At 75.5% G+C, this 19,623-nt stretch carries 14 protein-coding genes; 8 read left to right on the top strand and 6 right to left on the bottom strand.

From position 1 onward, the window contains the following. Positions 1 to 439: 439 nt before the first annotated feature. Entirely contained in the window at positions 440 to 3,559 is a 3,120-nt protein-coding gene (locus tag ACH4F6_RS12515) for a sacsin N-terminal ATP-binding-like domain-containing protein (protein WP_397959993.1), read from the bottom strand. Between the two features lie 1,076 nt (positions 3,560 to 4,635). Then, positions 4,636 to 5,562: a DUF3027 domain-containing protein gene (locus ACH4F6_RS12510; protein ID WP_397959992.1), complete on the bottom strand. Its 927-nt coding sequence runs from the start codon at positions 5,560 to 5,562 to the stop codon at positions 4,636 to 4,638. Between the two features lie 322 nt (positions 5,563 to 5,884). On the opposite strand from ACH4F6_RS12510, the gene ACH4F6_RS12505 reads away from it, so the two are divergent. The 4 genes from ACH4F6_RS12505 (at position 5,885) to ACH4F6_RS12490 (ending at position 9,501) form a co-directional block, all read left to right on the top strand. Beyond that, a complete protein-coding gene (locus ACH4F6_RS12505) occupies positions 5,885 to 7,318 on the top strand; it encodes an MFS transporter (protein WP_397959991.1) in 1,434 nt (477 codons plus the stop codon). A 95-nt stretch (positions 7,319 to 7,413) separates the two neighbouring features. Then, the gene (locus ACH4F6_RS12500; protein ID WP_397959990.1) at positions 7,414 to 7,926 is read left to right on the top strand and encodes a DUF2771 domain-containing protein; all 513 of its coding nucleotides are present in this window, start codon (positions 7,414 to 7,416) and stop codon (positions 7,924 to 7,926) included. Beyond that, positions 7,896 to 8,660 carry a futalosine hydrolase gene (locus ACH4F6_RS12495; RefSeq protein WP_397959989.1) on the top strand — a complete coding sequence of 255 codons (765 nt, stop codon included), beginning with the start codon at positions 7,896 to 7,898 and terminating at the stop codon, positions 8,658 to 8,660. The genes ACH4F6_RS12500 and ACH4F6_RS12495 overlap by 31 nt, the downstream gene beginning before the upstream one ends. Beyond that, the gene (locus tag ACH4F6_RS12490; RefSeq protein WP_397959988.1) at positions 8,647 to 9,501 is read left to right on the top strand and encodes a 1,4-dihydroxy-6-naphthoate synthase; all 855 of its coding nucleotides are present in this window, start codon (positions 8,647 to 8,649) and stop codon (positions 9,499 to 9,501) included. Before ACH4F6_RS12495 ends, ACH4F6_RS12490 begins: the two co-directional genes overlap by 14 nt. 7 nt (positions 9,502 to 9,508) lie before the next feature. Here ACH4F6_RS12490 and ACH4F6_RS12485 read toward each other — a convergent pair whose 3' ends face one another. Continuing rightward, positions 9,509 to 9,892 (bottom strand): cold-shock protein, encoded by a 384-nt coding sequence (locus tag ACH4F6_RS12485; RefSeq protein WP_397959987.1) that lies wholly within the window; start codon positions 9,890 to 9,892, stop codon positions 9,509 to 9,511. Between the two features lie 164 nt (positions 9,893 to 10,056). Here ACH4F6_RS12485 and ACH4F6_RS12480 point away from each other — a divergent pair, with 164 nt between their 5' ends. Continuing rightward, complete coding sequence (locus ACH4F6_RS12480) at positions 10,057 to 10,320, top strand: hypothetical protein (RefSeq protein ID WP_397959986.1); 264 nt, start codon at positions 10,057 to 10,059, stop codon at positions 10,318 to 10,320. Between the two features lie 18 nt (positions 10,321 to 10,338). On the opposite strand, the gene ACH4F6_RS12475 is transcribed toward ACH4F6_RS12480, so the two are convergent. Continuing rightward, the gene (locus ACH4F6_RS12475; RefSeq protein WP_397959985.1) at positions 10,339 to 10,980 is read right to left on the bottom strand and encodes an HAD family hydrolase; all 642 of its coding nucleotides are present in this window, start codon (positions 10,978 to 10,980) and stop codon (positions 10,339 to 10,341) included. 493 nt (positions 10,981 to 11,473) lie between these two features. Continuing rightward, positions 11,474 to 12,469 (bottom strand): hypothetical protein, encoded by a 996-nt coding sequence (locus ACH4F6_RS12470; protein ID WP_397959984.1) that lies wholly within the window; start codon positions 12,467 to 12,469, stop codon positions 11,474 to 11,476. Between the two features lie 254 nt (positions 12,470 to 12,723). Here ACH4F6_RS12470 and ACH4F6_RS12465 point away from each other — a divergent pair, with 254 nt between their 5' ends. Continuing rightward, positions 12,724 to 15,270, top strand: a complete 2,547-nt coding sequence (locus ACH4F6_RS12465; RefSeq protein WP_397959983.1) for a helicase-associated domain-containing protein — start codon at positions 12,724 to 12,726, stop codon at positions 15,268 to 15,270. Positions 15,271 to 15,325: 55 nt separating this feature from the next. Then, positions 15,326 to 16,969 carry a DNA repair helicase XPB gene (locus ACH4F6_RS12460; protein WP_397959982.1) on the top strand — a complete coding sequence of 548 codons (1,644 nt, stop codon included), beginning with the start codon at positions 15,326 to 15,328 and terminating at the stop codon, positions 16,967 to 16,969. A gap of 24 nt (positions 16,970 to 16,993) precedes the next feature. On the opposite strand, the gene ACH4F6_RS12455 is transcribed toward ACH4F6_RS12460, so the two are convergent. Then, positions 16,994 to 17,176, bottom strand: a complete 183-nt coding sequence (locus tag ACH4F6_RS12455) for a hypothetical protein (RefSeq protein ID WP_397959981.1) — start codon at positions 17,174 to 17,176, stop codon at positions 16,994 to 16,996. Between the two features lie 323 nt (positions 17,177 to 17,499). Between ACH4F6_RS12455 and ACH4F6_RS12450 the strand changes: the two genes are divergently transcribed. After that, the gene (locus tag ACH4F6_RS12450; protein ID WP_397959980.1) at positions 17,500 to 19,587 is read left to right on the top strand and encodes a HelD family protein; all 2,088 of its coding nucleotides are present in this window, start codon (positions 17,500 to 17,502) and stop codon (positions 19,585 to 19,587) included. Positions 19,588 to 19,623 lie beyond the last annotated feature (36 nt).

Below are 19,623 nucleotides of genomic sequence, written 5' to 3'. Positions count from 1 at the left end.
GGACGCGAGCCTGTCGGCTCGCACGATCAGATCCCTGACGAGGGGAAAGGGTTGTACGGGGGCCGCCGGTCCGCGTCACGTCGACGAAGTCCCTTGCGGGCGCCCCGGTTTCCGGAGGTGTCCGGGGCCGCGCCGCCGGCCGGCACGGTGCCGGCCGGGGCGCCGCGGGTGACGGCGGCGGTGGCGCGAAGGCGCATGGATGTCCCCCCGTGGCCCCGCGGGGTCGTCACCGTCCCGCGGAGCCCAAGTGTGCGATGAACAGAGCGAGTCCCCGGCGGCTGCCGCGCTCGGTCGCCGCCTCACCCGGCGGTTCCCTCACCCGGCTGTCGCCGCGCTCGCGGACTCGCCGAGTGAGACTCGCACGCGCGCTCGATGGTTGCGTGTTCTACGAAGAAAAAGTGAGGAGATGCGAAGGGCCCGTGAAGGACGTGCCGGGCCGTCAGTCGAACCAGCGGTCCCGCGCCAGCTCCCGCGTCCGGGACGGGTCCTCCAGCAGTGCCGCCACCTCGAAGCGGCGCGGCCACTGCCCGGCCGCCCAGGCGAGGCCCGCGGCGACCCCCTCCAGGGTGGCGGCGTGCAGGACGCCGTCGTCCGTCAGCCGCCAGTCGATCTCCACGCCGTCGACGACGAGTTCGTCGTGCTCCACGTAGCTGTCCGGGGTCCGCGGTCCGAGCAGCACGCGCACCGGCTCCGGCACGTCGTGCTCGGCGCCCTCGGAGTCGACCTGGCCCGTCACGGACTCGCTCAGCCGCCGCACCTGGAAGAGTTCGGCCAGCTCGGCGGCGCGCGCGGGCCGTACCGGCAGCAGCGGGACGCCCTCGGTGAACGGCAGCAGGTCGGGCGAGTCCACGACGACGGCGTCGGCCGCGTCGACGACCTCCACCCGCCCGTCGACGACGGCCCGCAGCTCGTCCGGCAGCGTCACCTGCTCCGGGTCCAGCTCCGCCAGCGCCCCGTACAGGCCGTGCAGCTGCGCCGCGGTGACCGGCCGGTCCGGGTCGGCCAGCCGGTCCAGCAGCTCGGCGGCGCCGCCCGGCTCGTCGAGCAGCGCGGCCACGGACGTGCGGACTCCGAGCGCCCGCAGCACCTGCTCGTCGTCGAAGCCGGTGGCGTCGGCCTCGTCGTACAGCCCGCGCAGGAGGGGGTCGCCGCCGGAGGCGAGCAGGCCCGCCGGGCGCCGGCCGTCGAGCACCGGGTGCCCGCGCAGCCACCAGGCCGTGTAGGGCCGGACGACCTCGTGCGTGCCGTCCGGCAGCAGGACGCGCACCGGCTGGGTGAGGGCGTCGCGCAGGGGCGGCTGGGCCAGCAGGGCGAGCGCCTGCGGCCAGCGGTCGTCGTCGACGAGGTCGAGGTCGCGGACGGCGACCAGTTCGGTGGCGACGGGCGGGACCGGTGAGTCGGGGAAACGGTCGAGGACGTCCTCGCACCAGACGTCCACGGCGTCCAGCAGGCCCGCGTCGTCGGGCTCGGCGAAGTCGCCCTCGCGGGGCTCCAGTTCGTCCGGGTCGAGGACGACGTCGGTGGCGCGGACCAGCGCGAAGCCGGCGAGGACCCCGCACGCGGCGAGCGGCTGCTCGCCCCACCGCTCGGCCAGTTCCGCGTCCACGGCGGCGAGTTCGCCGTCGCGGATGACGCGCGCGAACGGGCTGCCGGGAAGGACGAGTTCACCGGCCGGGGCGAGCTCGCCGTCCTCGTCGGGCAGCGCGAGCGCCCCGAGCCAGGGCTCCTCGCCCGGCTCCAGACCGGCGTCCCGCACGAGCGCGAGGACGGTGTCGGCGAGCTCCTCCGCGTCCGGGGTGTCCTCCTCCCAGGCCCCGCCGTCCTCGTCCAGGGAGGCGGCGACGGCGGCCCGCACCTGCGGAGTGGTCAGCACGGCACGCGGCGTCGCGGGCAGCGCCCCCAGCTTCTCCAGCAGCGGGTGCGCGGCGTCCGCGTGGGCGACCTTGAGGCCGAGCCGGCCGAGGACGTCGGCGTCGACGCTCGCCGCCTCCGGCGTGGGCAGCAGCACCTGCCGCGGCCCGATCGTCGTCCGGCCGTCGGTGAGCGGCACGGGCAGGCCGGACAGCCGGTCCGGGTCGACGCCGGCGAGGCTGTCGTAGAGCCGGTGCCACCAGTCCGGGTCCTTCTCCAGGCCGGCCAGCCGGTCGATCGCGTCGGCGAGCGGGATCCGGGCGACGCCGAGCGTGCGCAGCTCCGCGCGCCGTTCCAGACCGGCGGGCAGGAGGGTCGGCAGCACCTCCGCCAGCACCCGTACGGTGTCGGCGCCCGCCCCCTCCACGATCTCCGCGTCGCGCGGCCGCAGCGCCTCGGGCAGTTCGTCCTCCGGCGCGGCCTCGACGGCGGGCGGCAGGAAGGCCGTGCGGGGCAGCCGCTCCAGGATCGCCCGGCGCAGGGCGCCGTCCAGCTCGCCCTTGCCCAGCGGGCCGGGCACCAGGTCGATGATCCCGGCGCCGACCGGCCGCCAGCCGGCGAGCAGCCCGGCGTACGCGTCGGCGGCGCGCTGCACCAGGAAGTCGGTCAGCGGGCCGGGCGCGGCGTGCCGGCGCGTGGTGTCCAGCGGGAGGGAGGCGATGAACAGCGCGGGCACGCCGAGCGGCTCGTCGCTCGGGGTGGGCGCGTGCACGACGGGGCTCGTGCGGGGGTGCGCCGGGCCGCCGTCGTCGTCCACGGGCACGGCCCAGGTCACCGACCAGTGGGGCCGCAGCCGCTCCTCCACCGGCCGGTCGGCGAGCAGGTCCGCCGTGAGCGGCCCGTTCGCGGCGGCGGTACGCCAGCGGGTGGTGCCGTCCCGGGAGTCCTCGACGACGGTCAGGTCGCCGTCGGCGCGGCGGCGCAGGGTGCGCGGCGCCTGGTCGCGCACCTCCACGACGACCTCCTCGAGACCCGGCAGGGCCAGGAGCAGGGCGTCGTCCACGGCGGTCAGGAGCCGCTCGACGAGGTCGGCGGCGGCCGGGTCCCGCAGCGGCAGGATGACGGCCGTGTCGTACGGGTCCGGGGCGGTGCCCTCGGCGGCGAACGGCAGCCGGAGCAGGGGGACGTGCCCGTCGCGGCGGCGGATCTCGTCGCCCAGCCCCGGGCTGTGCCGGGCGGTCTCCGTGGCCAGCACGCGGGCCTCCGCCAGCGACCAGCGGACCCCGCCGTGCCGGCCGACGACGGCGGGTTCGTCGGTGACGGCGAGCACGGCGGCGAAACCGACGCCGAACCGTCCGACGGACACCTGCTGCGTGTCCCGTTTGGCGGACGCCCGGAGGGTGGCGAGCGACTCGACGCCGGCCGCGTCCAGCGGGGCGCCCGTGTTCGCGGCGACGAGGACGTCCTCGCGGAGCGTGAGGCGCAGCCGCCCGGGGACGCCGGCCCGCGCCGCCGCGTCGGCCGCGTTCTGCGCCAGCTCGACGACGAGGCGGTCCCGGTAGCCGCCGAGGACGAGGTCCTCCTCGGCGTTGGCGTCCTCCCGGAAACGGGCGGGACTGGTCGCCCAGGCGTCCAGCACCCCGCGGCGCAGACGGGCCGTGCCGAAGGGGTCCGCGCCCTCGGGCGCCGGCCGCACGAACTTGCTCACGTTGACTCTCCTCATCGGCCCTCGTCGGCGTGAGGAGAAGGTATCGCGCGGCGGTGACGGTCAGCTTCCGGAGGCGTACGGGAGGAAGCCGGACCAGGCGGCGGGGGCGGGGGTCGGCGTCGGCCGGCATGGCCTGAAGCGTCCCGCAGGACGACCGCCCCGGCTCCGGCAGCCGTTCGCGCCGCGGCCGCGCAAGACGGTGCGGGCGGAAATCCGTCTGTCACCGGAACCCGAAAACGCGCGCCCCGGTGACACGGGCGATCCCTTCCGGACAAAAACCGGGGAGAAAAACCCCGCCGAGTCCCACCCCTCCCGCCCGCGGCGCCCGGTCACCCGGGTGGGTGAACATCACCGGCTCAGCCGGATTTTCGAATCCCCGGCACCCCTGCGCTCAGCGCACACAACCGCAAAAAGACTTCGGCCCCCGCCGGGACGGCAATCCCCGTGCGGGGATCTGACCACCAAGGAACAATCCGACCCGTTCGCGTCACCGCACCGGCGGCGTCATCCACGAGAACACCCGCCACACCACTCATTTCGTGGTGATCGGCAACCACCTCACCCGGCACGCCGAGCTGTCGCTGCTCGCGATCGGCCTCGGCTGCCACGTCCCGTCGCCGCCCACCGGCGCCCCCGTGGACGTCAAGAGCCTCGCCGCCCGCTTCGAGGAAGGCACCACCCGCGTCTCCGCCGCGCTGCGCGAGCTGAAGACCCACGGACACCCGCGCCGCGACCGGCGCCCGGTCACCCCGCCGCCCCCGCCGCGGGATCCGCGCCCGCCACCGGGAAGCGTGAGCGCGCGGCACCGTCCCGCAAGCGGCTCCCGGACGTCCCGCGCCCCGCCGTCCCCTCCCCCGCACCGCTCCAGCGGGCCACCGGCCTCCTGGCCCACCGCCTCACCGCGCGGCCGCCCGTCCTCACCGGCATCCGCTCCGCTCCCGACGGCCCGCGTGACGCGACCCGCGAGGACTTCGTGCACGGGGAGGACGTCACCATCGGCGACCGGACGATCCCGGCGGACGCCCTGCCCCTCCACCGGGACGAGGACGCCCGGCCGCGGCCGGGACGCCGACGGCTCAGGAGTGTCCCAGCTCCGCCGACTCCTCGTCCGCCACCGCCGGCACCGAACCCGAGTCCGGGGCCGGGCGCAGCGGGAAGGGGTCCACCCTCGTCTCGTCGATGACCGGCGGAGCCGGCTGCGGCGGCTTCGGCATGACGGCGGCCTCGGAGTGGCCGCCGCAGCCGTAGGCCAGGGAGACGACGCGGCCGTCGGCGGGGGAGAACTCGTTGGCGCAGACGCCGAAGGCCTGACCGAGGGAGCCGCCGACGGGGAGGAGGAAGGCGCAGGTGACGCAGGAGGCGGGGGCCGCCTGGGCCATGGGCGTCTTGGCGCCGAAGGACTCCTCCCAGCGGTCGGCCGCGGTGTGCAGGCCGTAGCGCGACAGGACGCGGGCACGGCGCATGCCCAGTTCCTCCGCGACCGCGGCGATCGAGCCGCGCGACGGCGCCGTCGGGAGCTTCGCCGGCGGGCCGGCGGTCACTTCCGCGTCCTCCGCCTCCACGAGGTCGGCCATCTCCTCCGAGACGGCCGAGTTCGGCGGCGGGGTGTCCTCGGCGGTGTAGCCGGGCTCCAGGCGCAGGTCCTCCGCCTCCGTCGGCAGCAGATCGCCGGGACCCAGGTCGCCGGGGCGCAGGCGCTCGCTCCACGGCACCCACTCCGGTGCCAGCACCGCGTCCGGACCGGGCAGCAGCACGACCTCGTCCAGGGTGACGATCTTCGCCCGCGAGGCCCGCGCGACGGTCACCGCCCAGCGCCAGCCCCGGTAGCCGAGCTCACGGCACTCGAAGAAGTGCGTCACCACGCGGTCGCCCTCGGAGAGCACGCCGACGTGCTCCCCGACCACGCCGGGCGCGGCGGCCTCCTCTGCCGCGGTGCGGGCGAGGTCGACGGCCTCGGCGCACAGGCGGTCGGGGGTGCGGCTTCGCGTGCTCGCTGCGCTCACAGGTATCGCTTCTCTCCTACGCCGTCTCTCGGGTGCGGTTGCCTCCGGCGGCGGCGCGGACGGAGCGGACCTGGGGGCCGCGTCGACGTCAGCGTCCGATCGCGCTCGGGCGCACCTGTGCCATCCATTGTGCGGGATGGCTGAGATACGCACGCTACCTGTTCGCGCGCTCTCAGCCCACACCGACGGTGCTTCTGCGGACCTTCGAACCGTGTCCGGCCCTCCGGTCCCGCCCCGGTCCGTGTCCCCGTCGGCCGGACAGTACACGGACATACGCGCGGTAACCGCACTACGCACGGCCTTCTCGGGGCACTATGACGGGGTGGCAACCGCGAGGACACCCCAGGGCGCCACCGGGACAGGTGCGGCCACGGGGAACAAGGGGAGGAGCCGGGTGAGCGGTTCGGACCGTGTGCACGGATCCGTCCGCGCGATCGGTCGTGCCCTGCGGCTTCCGTTCACGGCCGCCGCCCGCGGGATCCGCAGGGCCACGCACGCGCACGGCGCCGGCGAGTCCGGGCTCGGCAAGCTGATCGAGCTGCACGGTGTGAACGGCGCGGGGGACATGATGGTCACGGTCGCCCTCGCGTCCACGGTCTTCTTCTCGGTCCCCACGGACGAGGCCCGCGGCCGCGTCGCGCTGTACCTGGCGATCACGATGGCGCCGTTCACGGTCCTCGCCCCGGTGATCGGCCCGCTCCTGGACAAGCTGCCGCACGGCCGCCGGGCCGCCATGGCGGGCGCGATGCTCGCCCGCGCGCTCCTCGCGCTCGTCCTCTCCGGCGCGGTCGTCACCGGCAGCATCGAGATGTACCCGGCCGCCCTCGGCGTCCTGGTCGCGTCGAAGGCGTACGGCGTGGTCAGGAGCGCCGTGGTGCCCCGCCTGCTGCCGCCCCGCTTCTCCCTGGTGAAGGCGAACTCCCGGGTCACGCTCGGCGGTCTGCTGGCCACCGGGATCGCCGCCCCCGTGGCGGCGGGCCTCCAGGTCCTCGGCCCGCGCTATCCGCTCTACGGCGCCTTCCTGATCTTCGTGGCGGGAACGTTCCTGTCGTTCTCCCTCCCCCGGAAGGTCGACTCGGCGAAGGGCGAGGACACGGCGCTGCTCGCGGCGGACGAGCAGCACCTGCACGGCCCGCACCGCCGGCCGGTCAAGCGCCCCGGTCTCAGGACGGTCGGCATCGCCGTCACCCACGCCCTGGGCGCGAACGCGTCCCTGCGCTGGCTGTCCGGGTTCCTGACCTTCTTCCTGGCGTTCCTGCTGCGCGAGCACCCGCTGACCGGCCAGAGCGCGGCGGTGTCGCTGGGCATGGTGGCGGTCGCGGCGGGCGCGGGCAACGCGCTGGGCACGGCGGTGGGGGCGGGGCTGCGCTCCCGGGCGCCGGAGCTGATCATCGTGACGGTGGTGGCGGTCGTGCTGGGCGCGGCGATCACGGCGGCCGTGTTCTTCGGGGCGTTCCTGGTGGCGTGCCTGACGGCGTTCGCGGGCTTCTCGCAGGCGCTGTCCAAGCTGTCCCTGGACGCGCTGATCCAGCGGGACGTGCCGGAGCCGGTGCGGGCGTCGGCGTTCGCGCGCTCGGAGACGCTGCTGCAGATGTCCTGGGTGTTCGGCGGCGCGGTCGGCATCGTGATGCCGCTGAACGGCCCGCTGGGCCTGTCGGTGGCGGCGGTCGTCGTGGCGGTCGGCTGGGGCACCACCGTCCGCGGCCTGCTCCGCTCGGCCCGCCACGGCGGCCCCGCACGGCCCGGCCCGGTCTGAGCGGCCGGACGACGGGGTGCACCCCGTGGCGTGACACCCGGCCACGCCGCCCCCCACGTAGAGAGACCTCCGGGCGTGCCCGATAGCCTTCGGACATGACCACGCTGCCCCGCGGCGAAGCCGCTGATGTACACCGCGCCGTGCGACGCCGCCGCGCCGTCGCCGCCGCCGGCGCCGTTTCCGCCGGACTGCTCGTCCTGTCGGCCTGCGACAGCCCGACGCCCCTGTCCACGATCACCGTCGGCCAGACCTCGGTCAGCGAGGAGGCCACCTGCGGCGGCGAGGGCAAGGCCCTCGGGCAGGCGCAGCTCACGAAGTGCCTGGCGGACAAGGACATCAAGTCGATCAGCGTCGACCCGGACGAGACCGTCCGCTTCGGCGTCGACCCCGACGTCGCCGAGAAGCGCTGGACGATCCTGATGAACGGTCAGCCGCTCACCGAGGACAGCGACAAGACGTACCGCACGATCCCGGGCAGCGTGTTCTTCAACGCGCAGTACGGCGCCCAGGGCGACTCGACCCTGGTCTCCATCAAGGCGGGCGACGGCAAGAAGGACAGCCAGACGGTCACCGGCCTGTGGTCCTTCAAGCTCGAGAAGGACGACTGACCACGTCCGCCGCCGTACCCCCGCCACGCGTCCTCGTGGCCACCGCCGTCCCGGCCGAACGCGACGCGGTGGCGCGGGCGTTCCCGGAGCCCGGCCGGCCGGTGCACGGGCCCGGTGTGTCCCTGCACCGCACCGGCGGGACCCTCGACCTGCTCGCCGCCGGCGTCGGGCCGGCCCTCGCCGCCGCGTCCGTCGCCGCCGCGCTGACCGCCGCCGGGCTCCGGGGCACGCCGTACGGCCTGGTCGTCTCGGCCGGCATCGGGGGCGGGTTCCTCCCCGAGGCCCCCGTCGGCTCCCTGGTCGTCTCCGACCGGATCACCGCCGCCGACCTGGGCGCGGAGACCCCCGACGGCTTCCTGCCGGTCACCGAGCTGGGCTTCGGCAGGATCACCCACGTTCCGCCCCGGTCCCTGGTGCGGGAGGCCGTGGCCGCCACCGGCGCCCGCGCCGGCACGGTCCTGACCGTCTCCACGGTCACCGGCACCGCCGCCCGGGCCGCCGCCCTGCGCGAGCGCCACCCCCGCGCCCTCGCCGAGGCCATGGAGGGCTTCGGGGTCGCCGAGGCGTGCGCCGCGCACGGCGCGGCCGTCCTGGAGGTCCGCGCGGTCTCCAATCCCGTGGGCCCGCGCGACCGCGCCGCCTGGCGCATCGGCGACGCGCTGGCCGCCCTGACGACGGCCTTCGGGAAGCTCGCACCCGTCCTGGAGAGTTGGAATTCGCATGACCACCCGTGAGCAGCCGCTGCGCACCGCGTACTCCCCCTGCCCGAACGACACCTTCGTCTTCGACGCCCTCGCCCACGGCCGCGTCCCGGACGCGCCCGCCCTCGACGTGACGTTCGCGGACATCGACGTCACCAACGGCATGGCGGAGCGCGCCGAGCACGACGTGCTGAAGGTGTCGTACGCGGTGCTGCCGTACGTCCTCGACACGTACGCGCTGCTGCCGTGCGGGGGCGCGCTGGGCCGGGGCTGCGGCCCCCTGGTGCTCACGCGCGAGCCGGGCGCCGGTCTCGTCGGCGCCACGGTCGCCGTGCCGAGCGAGAGGTCGACGGCGTACCTGCTCTTCCGCCTGTGGGCCGCGGACACGGTCCCCGGCGGGGTGGGCGAGATCGTGGTCATGCCGTTCCACGAGATCATGCCGGCCGTGCGGGACGGGAAGGTCGACGCGGGACTGGTCATCCACGAGGCGCGCTTCACGTACCGGAACTACGGCCTGCACAAGCTCGCGGACATGGGCGAGCACTGGGAGTCCACGACGGGCCTGCCGATCCCGCTGGGCGCGATCATCGCGAAGCGGTCGCTGGGCGCGGAGCGGCTGCGCCGGCTCGCCGACGCGATCCGGACGTCCGTCCGGGCGGCCTGGGGCGATCCCGAGCTGTCCCGCCCCTACGTGATGGAACACGCCCAGGAGATGGACCCGTCCGTCGCCGACCAGCACATCGGCCTGTACGTCAACGAGTTCACGGCGGACCTCGGCGAGGCCGGTTACGCGGCCGTACGCGGCCTGCTCACGCGCGCGGCGGCCGAGGGGCTGCTGCCGCCCCTCGACCCGCGGGCGCTCGCCTTCCCGTGAATCCGGGTCACACGTCCAGCTGGTCGGCGACCGCGCGCAGCAGGCCGGCGATCTTCTTTCCGGAGACCTTGTCGGGGTAGCGGCCCTGCTCGAGCGACGGGGTGATGCTCTCGAGGAGGGTCGTCAGGTCCTGCACGATCGAGGCCAGCTCGTCCGGCTTCTTGCGCTGGGCGGCCGCGACCGAGGGGGTCGGCTCGAGGAGGACGACGGAGAGGGCCTGGTCGCCGCGCTGTCCGGCCACGACGCCGAACTCCACGCGCTGTCCCGGCTTCAGTGTCTCGACTCCGGCGGGGAGGACCGAGGAATGGACGAAGACGTCACCGCCGTCGTCGCGGGAGAGAAAGCCGAAGCCCTTCTCACTGTTGAACCACTTGACCTTGCCGGTAGGCACGTCTGTCCTCGTCCTCGTATCGTCGGAAAACTGCTTCGGAAAACAGCTCTTGATAGCACTACAGCGGGTCCACCATGACCCGCCGGTACCAAGGCTAATGGTCTTCGGGCGGGTGACAAGACGTCGCCCGGTTGTTCCTTCGCGCTGGGAACTACCCTGGTCCGGTGCGTGACAAAACCCAAACGAATTCCGCCGCGCCCGGTGACCGACTGATCCGCGCCGGTGCCGTCGTGTTCTTCATCGGTGCCGTGGCCACTCTCGTCACCGTGGCCCCGCTGCTGCTCGGGACGACGCCTTTCCCGACGTACATGTTCGGATTGAGCATGTTCATGGGCGTCGGCTTCCTCATCGCGGGCGCGGGTGTTCTCCGGTCGATCGCGGCGGGACGCCGGCGGGCGCGAACGGCCGGAAGTCGGCCCTCGCGGTGAGCCGCCGCGCCCGGTGAGTCAGCCGGCGTGGCCGGCGAACCACTCCCCGAACCGCGTCAGGTCGTCGAGGACGACGTCCGCCCCCGCCTCGGTCAGCTCGGCGGGGCTGCACGGGCCCGTGGCCACGGCCACCGAGAAGGCCCCGGCGCGCCGGGCGCCGCGCACGTCCCCGACGTGGTCGCCGACGTAGACGCCGGCGCCGTGCTCGCGCAGGGCCACCGCCTTCTGCTCCGCCCACAGGTTGCCGATCACCGCGTCCGGTGCCATGCCCAGGTGCTTCATGTGCAGCTCGGCGTTGGGCCCCCACTTGGCGGTGACGACGACGGCGCGCCCGCCGGCCGCCTGCACGGCCGCGATCGCCTCGCGGGCGCCGGGCATCGCGAGGGTCCCGGTGATGGCGTACTCGGGGTAGAGCTCGCGGTAGAGGTCGGCCGTCGCCGGTATCTCCTCCGCCGCGAACCAGTACGCCATCTCCTCCTCCAGCGGCGGCCCCAGCCGCGACACCACCAGGTCGGCGTCGACGTACGTCCCCGTCCGCGCGGACAGCTCCACCCAGCAGGCGCGGATGCCCGGGCGGGAGTCGATCAGGGTCATGTCGAGGTCGAAGCCGACGGTGAGGGCGGGGGCGGGGGCGGAGCTCGTGGGGGCCATGGACGCCATTCTGCCCGCCCACCCCGACCGCTCCGGCCGCCCCGGACGCTCAGGCCAGCCCAGACGCCCTGGCCACCCTGGCCGCCCCGGACGCCCCGGACGCCCCGGCCGCTCCGGACGCCCTGGCCACCCCGGCCACCCCGGCCGCTCCGGCCACCCTGGCCGCCCCGGACGCTCAGGCCACTCCAGACGCCCTGGCCGCCCCGGACGCTCAGGCCAGCCCGGACGCTCAGGCCAGCCCAGACGCCCTGGCCGCCCCGGCCGCTCCGGACGCCCTGGCCACCCCGGCCACCCCGGCCACCCCGGCCGCCCCGGACGCTCAGGCCAGCCCAGACGCCCTGGCCGCCGGTTCCGGCGCGGACCCCTCCGGCGCGGACCCCTCCGGCGCGGACCCCTCCGGCATGGGCCTCTCCCGCACGGTCGCGGCCAACGCGGGTCCGGTCCTGGCCGACGCGGGCCCGGTCGGCACGGGCCCGGCCGGCACGGGCCCGGCCGGGTGGGCCTACTTCTTCCGCTGCGACCGCCACAGCAGGAACAGCGCCGACGCCACGGCCGCGCCCCGCACCACCCACGGCACGGTCGCGCCGACGGCGTCGTTCAGCTGTCCCTCGGCGATGGGGTCGCCCCAGCGTCCCTCGCCGCGCCCCCACAGCCAGACGACGCCGGCCCCGGCCGCGAGCCCGGGGAGCACCACGACCGCCCACTTCGTCTCCCGTTCGGTCAGCCGGCGGGAGGCGTAGGCGATGAGCCAGCCCGCGGCCATCACGAGCCACTCCCCGATCACCGCGCCGACCACGAGGCAGCCGGCGGCGGCCAGGAGGAGGGGGTTGGTCCAGCGGCGGCGGCCGCCGAGGAAGGGCAGGAACCGGCCGCGGGCCGGCGCCTCCGCCTTCTCCGCGCCCGCCGCGTCCCCGGCCGCGCCTGCCACGTCCTCCTTCGCCGGGCCCTCCGGGCCCCTGGCGGGCGGGGGCTTGAGCATGTCCGGGATCTCGATGCCGCCGACGAACCCCGGCACCTCGTCACCGAGTCCGAGGGGGTCGGGTCCGCGCCGCCACCAGTCGGGGCTCTGCGCGGAGTCGCCGAGTTCGTGCGCCCCGGCCCGGTGCGGCGGGGACGGTACGTCCGAGGCGGCGGGCGGGGGCGCGTCGGACCGCGGACGCGGCACGCTCCACCAGTTCCCCTTCGCCTTCCTGCCCCCGTCGGCCCGCTCCCCCTCGCCGTCCCGCTGCACCGGTACGGACGGCGCCCGCGTCTCCGGCACGACGGGCCGCTCGCCGGACGCGGCCGTGACGACCTCGTCCGGGGTGCCGAGGCGGGAGAGGATGCGGCGCACGGTGGCGGGACTGTCGACGGGCGCCCTGGCCCGGCGCCGGTCGATCTCGTTCCGCAGGTCCGCGACGAGCCGCATCCGCGTGGCCGACGACAGCTGCCGCTGCTGCGCCACGTCCCCGACGCGGCTCAGATACTCGTAGACGACCTGGTCGCTCTCGATCCCCACGGGGAGACGCTACCGCGCGTCCCGCACGGAGAACCGTGCTCACCACCACCGACCCGGGCCTCCCGGCCCGCCCGGCGCCGGAGGGCGAGGCCCGCCCGGAACCGGAGCACGGCCCGGGGGGGGGCGGCAGGCCCGCGTCCGCACCGGCGCGGGCGCGGCAGGCCCCCGGCCCGGACCCGGCCCCCGCCCGTCCGCGCGGCCGGCCGCCGGACTTCCGCTCGGTCCCCCGGAAGCGACCCGCTACCGTGGGTCAGATGAGCACCGAGGACCATCCGGCCCCCCGGTCCCTCGCGGAAGCGCTCCGCGTACGGGACGACGCCTCCCTGGCCGCTCTCCTGCGGCGTCGCCCCGACCTCATCACGCCGGTCCCCACGGACCTCACGCAGCTCGCCACCCGCGCCGGCACCCGTGCCTCCGTCGTGCGGGCGCTGGAGCGGCTGGACCGGTTCACGCTGCAGACGGCGGAGGCGCTGGCCGTGGCCGGGGACCCGGCGACGTACAGCGAACTGCTCGGACTGATGGCGGGGGACGCGGCCGACCCGGCCGTGGCCCGCGCGCTGCCCGGCGCCGTGGCCGCCCTGCGGGAGCAGGCCCTCGTCTGGGGCGCCGACGACCGGCTGCGGCTGGTCCGCACCGCCCGTGAGCTGCTGGCGCCGTCCCCGCAGCACCCGTCCCCGACGGGTCTCGGCCCGTCCGTGCAGGAGGCCACCGCGGGGATGTCGCCGGGCCGGATCCAGGACATCGTGGCGGCGGCCGGGCTGCCGTCGACCCACGACTCGGTCTCGGCGGTCGCCGCGCTGACCGCCCTGTTCACCGACCGCGAGAAGATGGGCGCCCTGCTCGACGGGGCCCCCGCCGACTCCCGCGAGGTGCTGGACCGGCTCGTCTGGGGACCGCCGTACGGGCAGGTCACCGCCGACCCGGCGCCCCGGCTGCGGTGGCTGCTCGACCGGGGCCTGCTGCTGCCGACCGCTCCGGGCACCGTGGTGCTGCCCCGCGAGGTCGCCCTGCACCTGCGGGCCGGCCGCGCGCACCGTGCGCCCGAGCCGGTCCCGCCCGCCGTCGAGCCGGCCGCCGCCCACCGCCCGCAGGTGGTGGACACGACCGCGGCCGGGCAGGCGTACACGGCGCTGTCGACCGTCGAGGAGCTGCTGAAGGACTGGGACGAGGGCGGCCCGGCGGTGCTGCGGGCCGGCGGGCTCAGCGTCCGCGACCTCAAGCGGACCGCCGTCGCCCTCGACGTCTCCGAGCCGGTCGCCGCCTTCTGGGTCGAGCTGGCGTACGCCGCCGGGCTGCTCGCCTCGGACGGGGAGGCCGACGAGCGGTACGCGGCGACCCCGGCGTACGACGAGTGGCGGGAGCGTCCGGCGGCCGAGCGGTGGGCGCTGCTGGCCGAGGCGTGGCTGACGGCGACCCGCACGTCGGGGGTGGTCGGCGGGCGGGACGCGAAGGACCGGACGCTGTCGGCGCTGGGCCCGGGTCTTGACCGCTCGGCGGCGCCGGAGGTGCGCCACCGGGTGCTGACGCTGCTGGCCGCGCTGCCGGAGGGCGGCGCGCCGGACGCGGAGGCGGTGCTGGACCGGCTGCGCTGGGAGCGGCCGCTGCGCGCCCCGCAGGGCCCCCGGGAGGCCCGCGGCGAGGACGACCTGCGCACCCGGCTGGCCCGCTGGACGCTGACGGAGGCCGAGCTGCTGGGCGTGACCGGCCGGGGCGCGCTGTCGGCGCACGGCCGGGCGCTGCTCGGCGCGCCCGTGGTCCACCGGGCCCAGGAGGAGCCGAAGGGGCCGGGCGACAAGCTCCCCGTCCACCACCGTCCCTCGGCCCCCGTGCCGCTCTCCCCGCCCGAGCAGGCCGTCGCCACCGCGGCCGCCGCCCGCCTGCTCGCCCCGCTGCTGCCCGAACCGCTGGACCACGTCCTGCTCCAGGCGGACCTGACGGCCGTGGCCCCCGGCCCGCTGCGACGCCCGCTCGCCGACGTGCTGGGCGTCCTCGCGGACGTCGAGTCGAAGGGCGGCGCGACCGTCTACCGCTTCACCCCGGCCTCCGTGCGCCGCGCCCTGGACGCCGGCCGCACCGCCTCCGACCTGCACGCCTTCCTCGCCGAGCACTCCCGTACGCCGGTCCCGCAGCCGCTGGCGTACCTGATCGACGACGTGGCCCGCCGGCACGGCCGGCTGCGGGTGGGCGCGGCCTCGGCGTACGTCCGCTGCGACGACGACGCCCTGCTGAACGAGATCCTCGCCGACCGACGGGCCGCCGCCCTGCGGCTGCGCCGGCTCGCGCCGACGGTGCTGGCCGCGCAGGCCGACCCGGCGGCCCTCCTCGACGGGCTGCGCGCGATGGGGTACGCGCCGGCCGCCGAGTCCGCCGAGGGCGACGTCCTGATCACCCGCGCGCAGGCCCACCGCACCCCGCCGCGCTCGGCGCCCGAGCCGGTGCCCGAGGGCCCGCCGGTCCCCGACGCCACCCTCCTGACGGCGGCGATCCGCGCGATCCGGGCGGGCGACCTGGCCTCCACCACCCCCCGCAAGCCCACCGACTCCGCCCCGCTCGCCCCCGGCGAGCTGCCCCGCACCAGCCCGGCGGAGACCCTCGCCACCGTGCAGGCCGCCGTCCTCACCGGTGAGGCCCTGTGGATCGGCTACGTCAACGCCGAGGGCGGCGCCAGCCAGCGCGTCATCGCCCCGGTCCGGGTGGAGGGCGGCTTCGTGACGGCGTACGACCACACGGCGGACGAGGTGCGGACGTATCCGCTGCACCGGATCACCGGGGTGGCCGAGCTGGCCGACGACCGGGAGTGACCGCCGCCCGGTGAGGCACACTGGACGTTTGGCCGTGCGGAAGGGATGTGCGTACGTGAACGGACCGCTGATCGTCCAGTCGGACAAGACCCTGCTCCTGGAGGTGGACCACGAGCAGGCCGACGACTGCCGTCGTGCCATCGCGCCCTTCGCGGAGCTGGAGCGGGCGCCGGAGCACATCCACACCTACCGGGTGACCCCGCTCGGCCTGTGGAACGCGCGCGCGGCGGGCCACGACGCCGAGCAGGTCGTGGACGCGCTGGTGCAGTACAGCCGCTATCCGGTGCCGCACGCGCTGCTCGTCGACGTCGCCGAGACGATGGACCGCTACGGCCGGCTCACCCTGTCCAAGCACCCGGCGCACGGGCTGGTCCTGACGACCACCGACCGGCCGGTCCTGGAGGAGATCCTGCGCTCCAAGCGGATCGCCCCGCTGGTGGGCGCCCGCATCGACCCGGACACGGTCGTCGTGCACCCCTCCGAGCGCGGGCAGATCAAGCAGACGCTGCTGAAGCTGGGCTGGCCCGCCGAGGACCTGGCCGGATACGTCGACGGCGAGGCGCACCCGATCGAGCTGGCCGAGGACGGCTGGGCGCTCCGGCCGTACCAGAAGCAGGCCGTGGAGAACTTCTGGCACGGCGGCAGCGGGGTCGTCGTCCTGCCCTGCGGCGCGGGCAAGACGCTGGTCGGCGCCGGGTCGATGGCGCAGGCGAAGTCCACGACGCTGATCCTCGTCACGAACACGGTCTCCGCCCGGCAGTGGAAGCACGAGCTGGTGAAGCGGACGTCGCTGACCGAGGACGAGATCGGCGAGTACAGCGGGACGAAGAAGGAGATCCGGCCCGTCACGATCGCCACGTACCAGGTGCTGACGACGCGGCGGAAGGGCGTCTACCCGCACCTGGAGCTGTTCGACTCCCGGGACTGGGGGCTGATCGTCTACGACGAGGTGCACCTGCTGCCGGCGCCCGTCTTCAAGTTCACCGCCGACCTCCAGGCCCGGCGGCGGCTGGGGCTGACCGCGACGCTCGTCCGCGAGGACGGCCGCGAGTCGGACGTGTTCTCGCTCATCGGCCCGAAGCGGTTCGACGCGCCCTGGAAGGAGATCGAGGCGCAGGGCTACATCGCGCCCGCCGACTGCGTCGAGGTCCGGGTGAACCTCACGGACTCGGAGCGGCTGGCGTACGCGACCGCCGAGGCGGAGGAGAAGTACCGCTTCTGCGCGACGACCGCGACGAAGCGGAAGGTGACGGAGGCGATCGTCCGCCGCTTCGCCGGGCAGCAGATCCTCGTCATCGGCCAGTACATCGACCAGCTGGACGAGCTGGGCGAGCACCTGAACGCGCCGGTCATCAAGGGCGAGACCTCCAACGCCCAGCGCGAGAAGCTCTTCGACGCCTTCCGGGAGGGCGAGATCAGCGTGCTGGTGGTCTCCAAGGTCGCGAACTTCTCGATCGACCTGCCGGAGGCGACGGTCGCCATCCAGGTGTCGGGCACCTTCGGCTCCCGCCAGGAGGAGGCCCAGCGCCTGGGCCGCGTCCTGCGGCCGAAGGCCGACGGCCACCAGGCCCACTTCTACTCCGTGGTCGCCCGCGACACCATCGACCAGGACTTCGCCGCGCACCGGCAGCGGTTCCTGGCGGAGCAGGGGTACGCGTACCGGATCGTGGACGCGGACGAGCTGCTCGCGGAGAGCTGAGCCGGCCGTCGGGAGGAGGGGGCGTCACCGGTGGCGGACGCCCGCCTCCTCGCCGTACTCGCCGAGGACGATCACGTCGAAGGCGGCGCCGGCGAAGACCCGCACGGCGCGCAGGGCGTCGCCGAGACGGTGACGGTGGTGGGCGCCGGTGAGCGGGGTCGCGCCGGGCGGGCGACCTGGTGCCGGGGTGAGGGTCGCTGTACTCATGTCTCCATGATGGGAGCCGGGGCCGGGAGTGGCATCGGCCCCAGGTCCCGGACCGCGTACCCCGTTCGTACGCCTCGGGAGGGACCGCTTCCCCCGGGGAGCGGTCCGTCGTCCCCTAGGGGTCGCGCAGGAGTCGCGGCCTCGGGCCGGGGGCGGGGCGTCCCGGTGCGTCCTGGCGCGCGCGAAATCCATTGGCCTCTCCCGGCCCCCTCACCTAAAATCTCCGCTCTTGCCCGCCTCCTCGACGGAGTGCCGTCGTCCGGACGGAAACCGGACGGCATCCCGCAGCGCCCTTCCCGCAGGTCCCCTCCGGAGGCACCCCCTTGTCCACGCCCGTCCACGACTCCCTCGACGGCCCGTACGACGGCCCCCTCGGCTCCGCCCCCGACGACCCCCTCGCCCGTGAGCGCGCCCACCTGAGCGCCTCCCGCTCCGCGCTGCGCGCCATGCGCGAGGACGTCGAGGCCCTCGACATCAGCGACGTCACCGCGAACTGGGTCAACGCCCAGATCCTGGAGCGCCAGATCGGGGAGCGCATCAAGGCGCTCGCCGACCTCAGCGACACCCCGCTGTTCTTCGGCCGGCTGGACTACCTGCACGCTCCGGGCGCCGAGCGGGCGGAGGGCGCGGAGGGGGAGCGGTTCTACATCGGGCGTCGGCACGTGCACGACGCCGACGGCGACCCGATGGTCATCGACTGGCGCGCGCCGGTGTCGCAGCCGTTCTACCGGGCGTCCAAGAAGGACCCGATGGACGTCGCGCTGCGCCGCCGCTTCGGTTACACGGGCGGCGACCTCACCGCGTACGAGGACGAGCACCTGTCGGACCCGGCCGAGGCGGCGACCACCAGCAAGCTGCTCCAGCAGGAGATCGAGCGTCCGCGTGTCGGCCCGATGCGCGACATCGTGGCGACCATCCAGCCGGAGCAGGACGAGATCGTGCGCTCCGGGCTCTCGGGCTCCGTCTGCGTCCAGGGCGGCCCCGGCACCGGGAAGACGGCGGTCGGCCTGCACCGGGTGGCGTACCTGCTCTACGCCCACCGCGAGCGGCTCGCCCGCACCGGGACGCTGGTCATCGGGCCGAACCGTTCCTTCCTCCACTACATCGAGCAGGTGCTGCCCGCGCTGGGCGAGCTGGCGGTGCGGCAGGCCACGGTGGACGACCTCGTCGCCCGGGTGGAGGTGCGCGGGACGGACGACGCGGCGGCCGCCGTGGTCAAGGGCGACGCGCGGATGGCCCAGGTGCTCCGCCGGGCCCTCTACTCCCACGTCACGCTGCCCACCGAGCCGGTGGTGGTCGTGCGCGGCTCCCGCCGCTGGCGCGTCCCGGCGTACGAACTGGAGGACATCGTCCGGGAGCTGCTCGACCGGGACATCCGCTACGGCGCCGCCCGGGACGCCCTGCCGCAGCGCATCGCGCACGCCGTGCTGGTGCAGATGGAGCGGTCCGGGGAGGCCCCGGACGACCGGGTGCAGGACGCGGTGGCCCGCAACAGCGCGGTCAAGGCGGCGGTCAAGGCGGTCTGGCCGGCGGTGGATCCCGCCAAGCTCGTGCTGCGCCTGCTCACGGACGCGGACTTCCTCGCCGCGCACGCGGAGGGCGTCCTCACCGAGGACGAGCAGAAGACGATCCTGTGGGCGAAGCAGGTGCGGTCGGTGAAGTCCGCCAGGTGGTCGGCCGCCGACGCGGTGCTGATCGACGAGGCGGCCGACCTGGTGGAGCGCACCCACTCGCTCGGGCACGTGGTGCTGGACGAGGCGCAGGACCTCTCCCCCATGCAGTACCGGGCCGTCGGCCGCCGCTGCTCCACCGGCAGCGCGACCGTCCTCGGCGACCTGGCGCAGGGCACCACGCCGTGGGCGACGCGCAGTTGGCGGGAGGCGCTGGCGCACCTCGGCAAGCCGGAGGCGGCAATCGAGGAGCTGACGGCCGGTTTCCGCGTCCCGACGGACGTCATCGCCTACGCCTCCCGCCTGCTGCCGCACATCGCGCCGGGCCTGACGCCGGTGGCGTCGGTCCGCGAGAACCCGGGCTTCTTCGCCCTGCGCCCGGTCGAGGACGTCGCGGACGTCGTCGCCGCCTGCGCGGAACTGCTGCGCAACGAGGGCTCCACGGGCCTGATCGCGGCCGACGCCCGCGTCCCCGCCCTGGCCGAGGCGCTCGCCGCGGCGGGCGTCCCGTACCTGGCCCCCGGCGAGGAGACCACCCGCGACACCCGCCTGACCCTGGTCCCGGCCTCCCTGGCCAAGGGCCTGGAGTACGACTACGTGGTCCTCGACGAGCCCCGGGCGGTCGTCGACGGCGAACCCGACGAACGCACCGGCCTGCGGCGCCTGTACGTGGCGCTGACCCGAGCGGTGTCGGGCCTGATCGTGACGCACACGGCCCCGCTGCCGGAGCAGCTGGGCTGACCGTGACCGGCGGCCGGACGCGGGTCCGGCCGCCGG

This window comes from Streptomyces sp. NPDC017936 (assembly GCF_044328485.1).
Lineage (GTDB): Bacteria > Actinomycetota > Actinomycetes > Streptomycetales > Streptomycetaceae > Streptomyces.
Note: the sequence above shows the minus strand (reverse complement) of the source record. Positions and strands in the feature narration are given on the sequence as shown.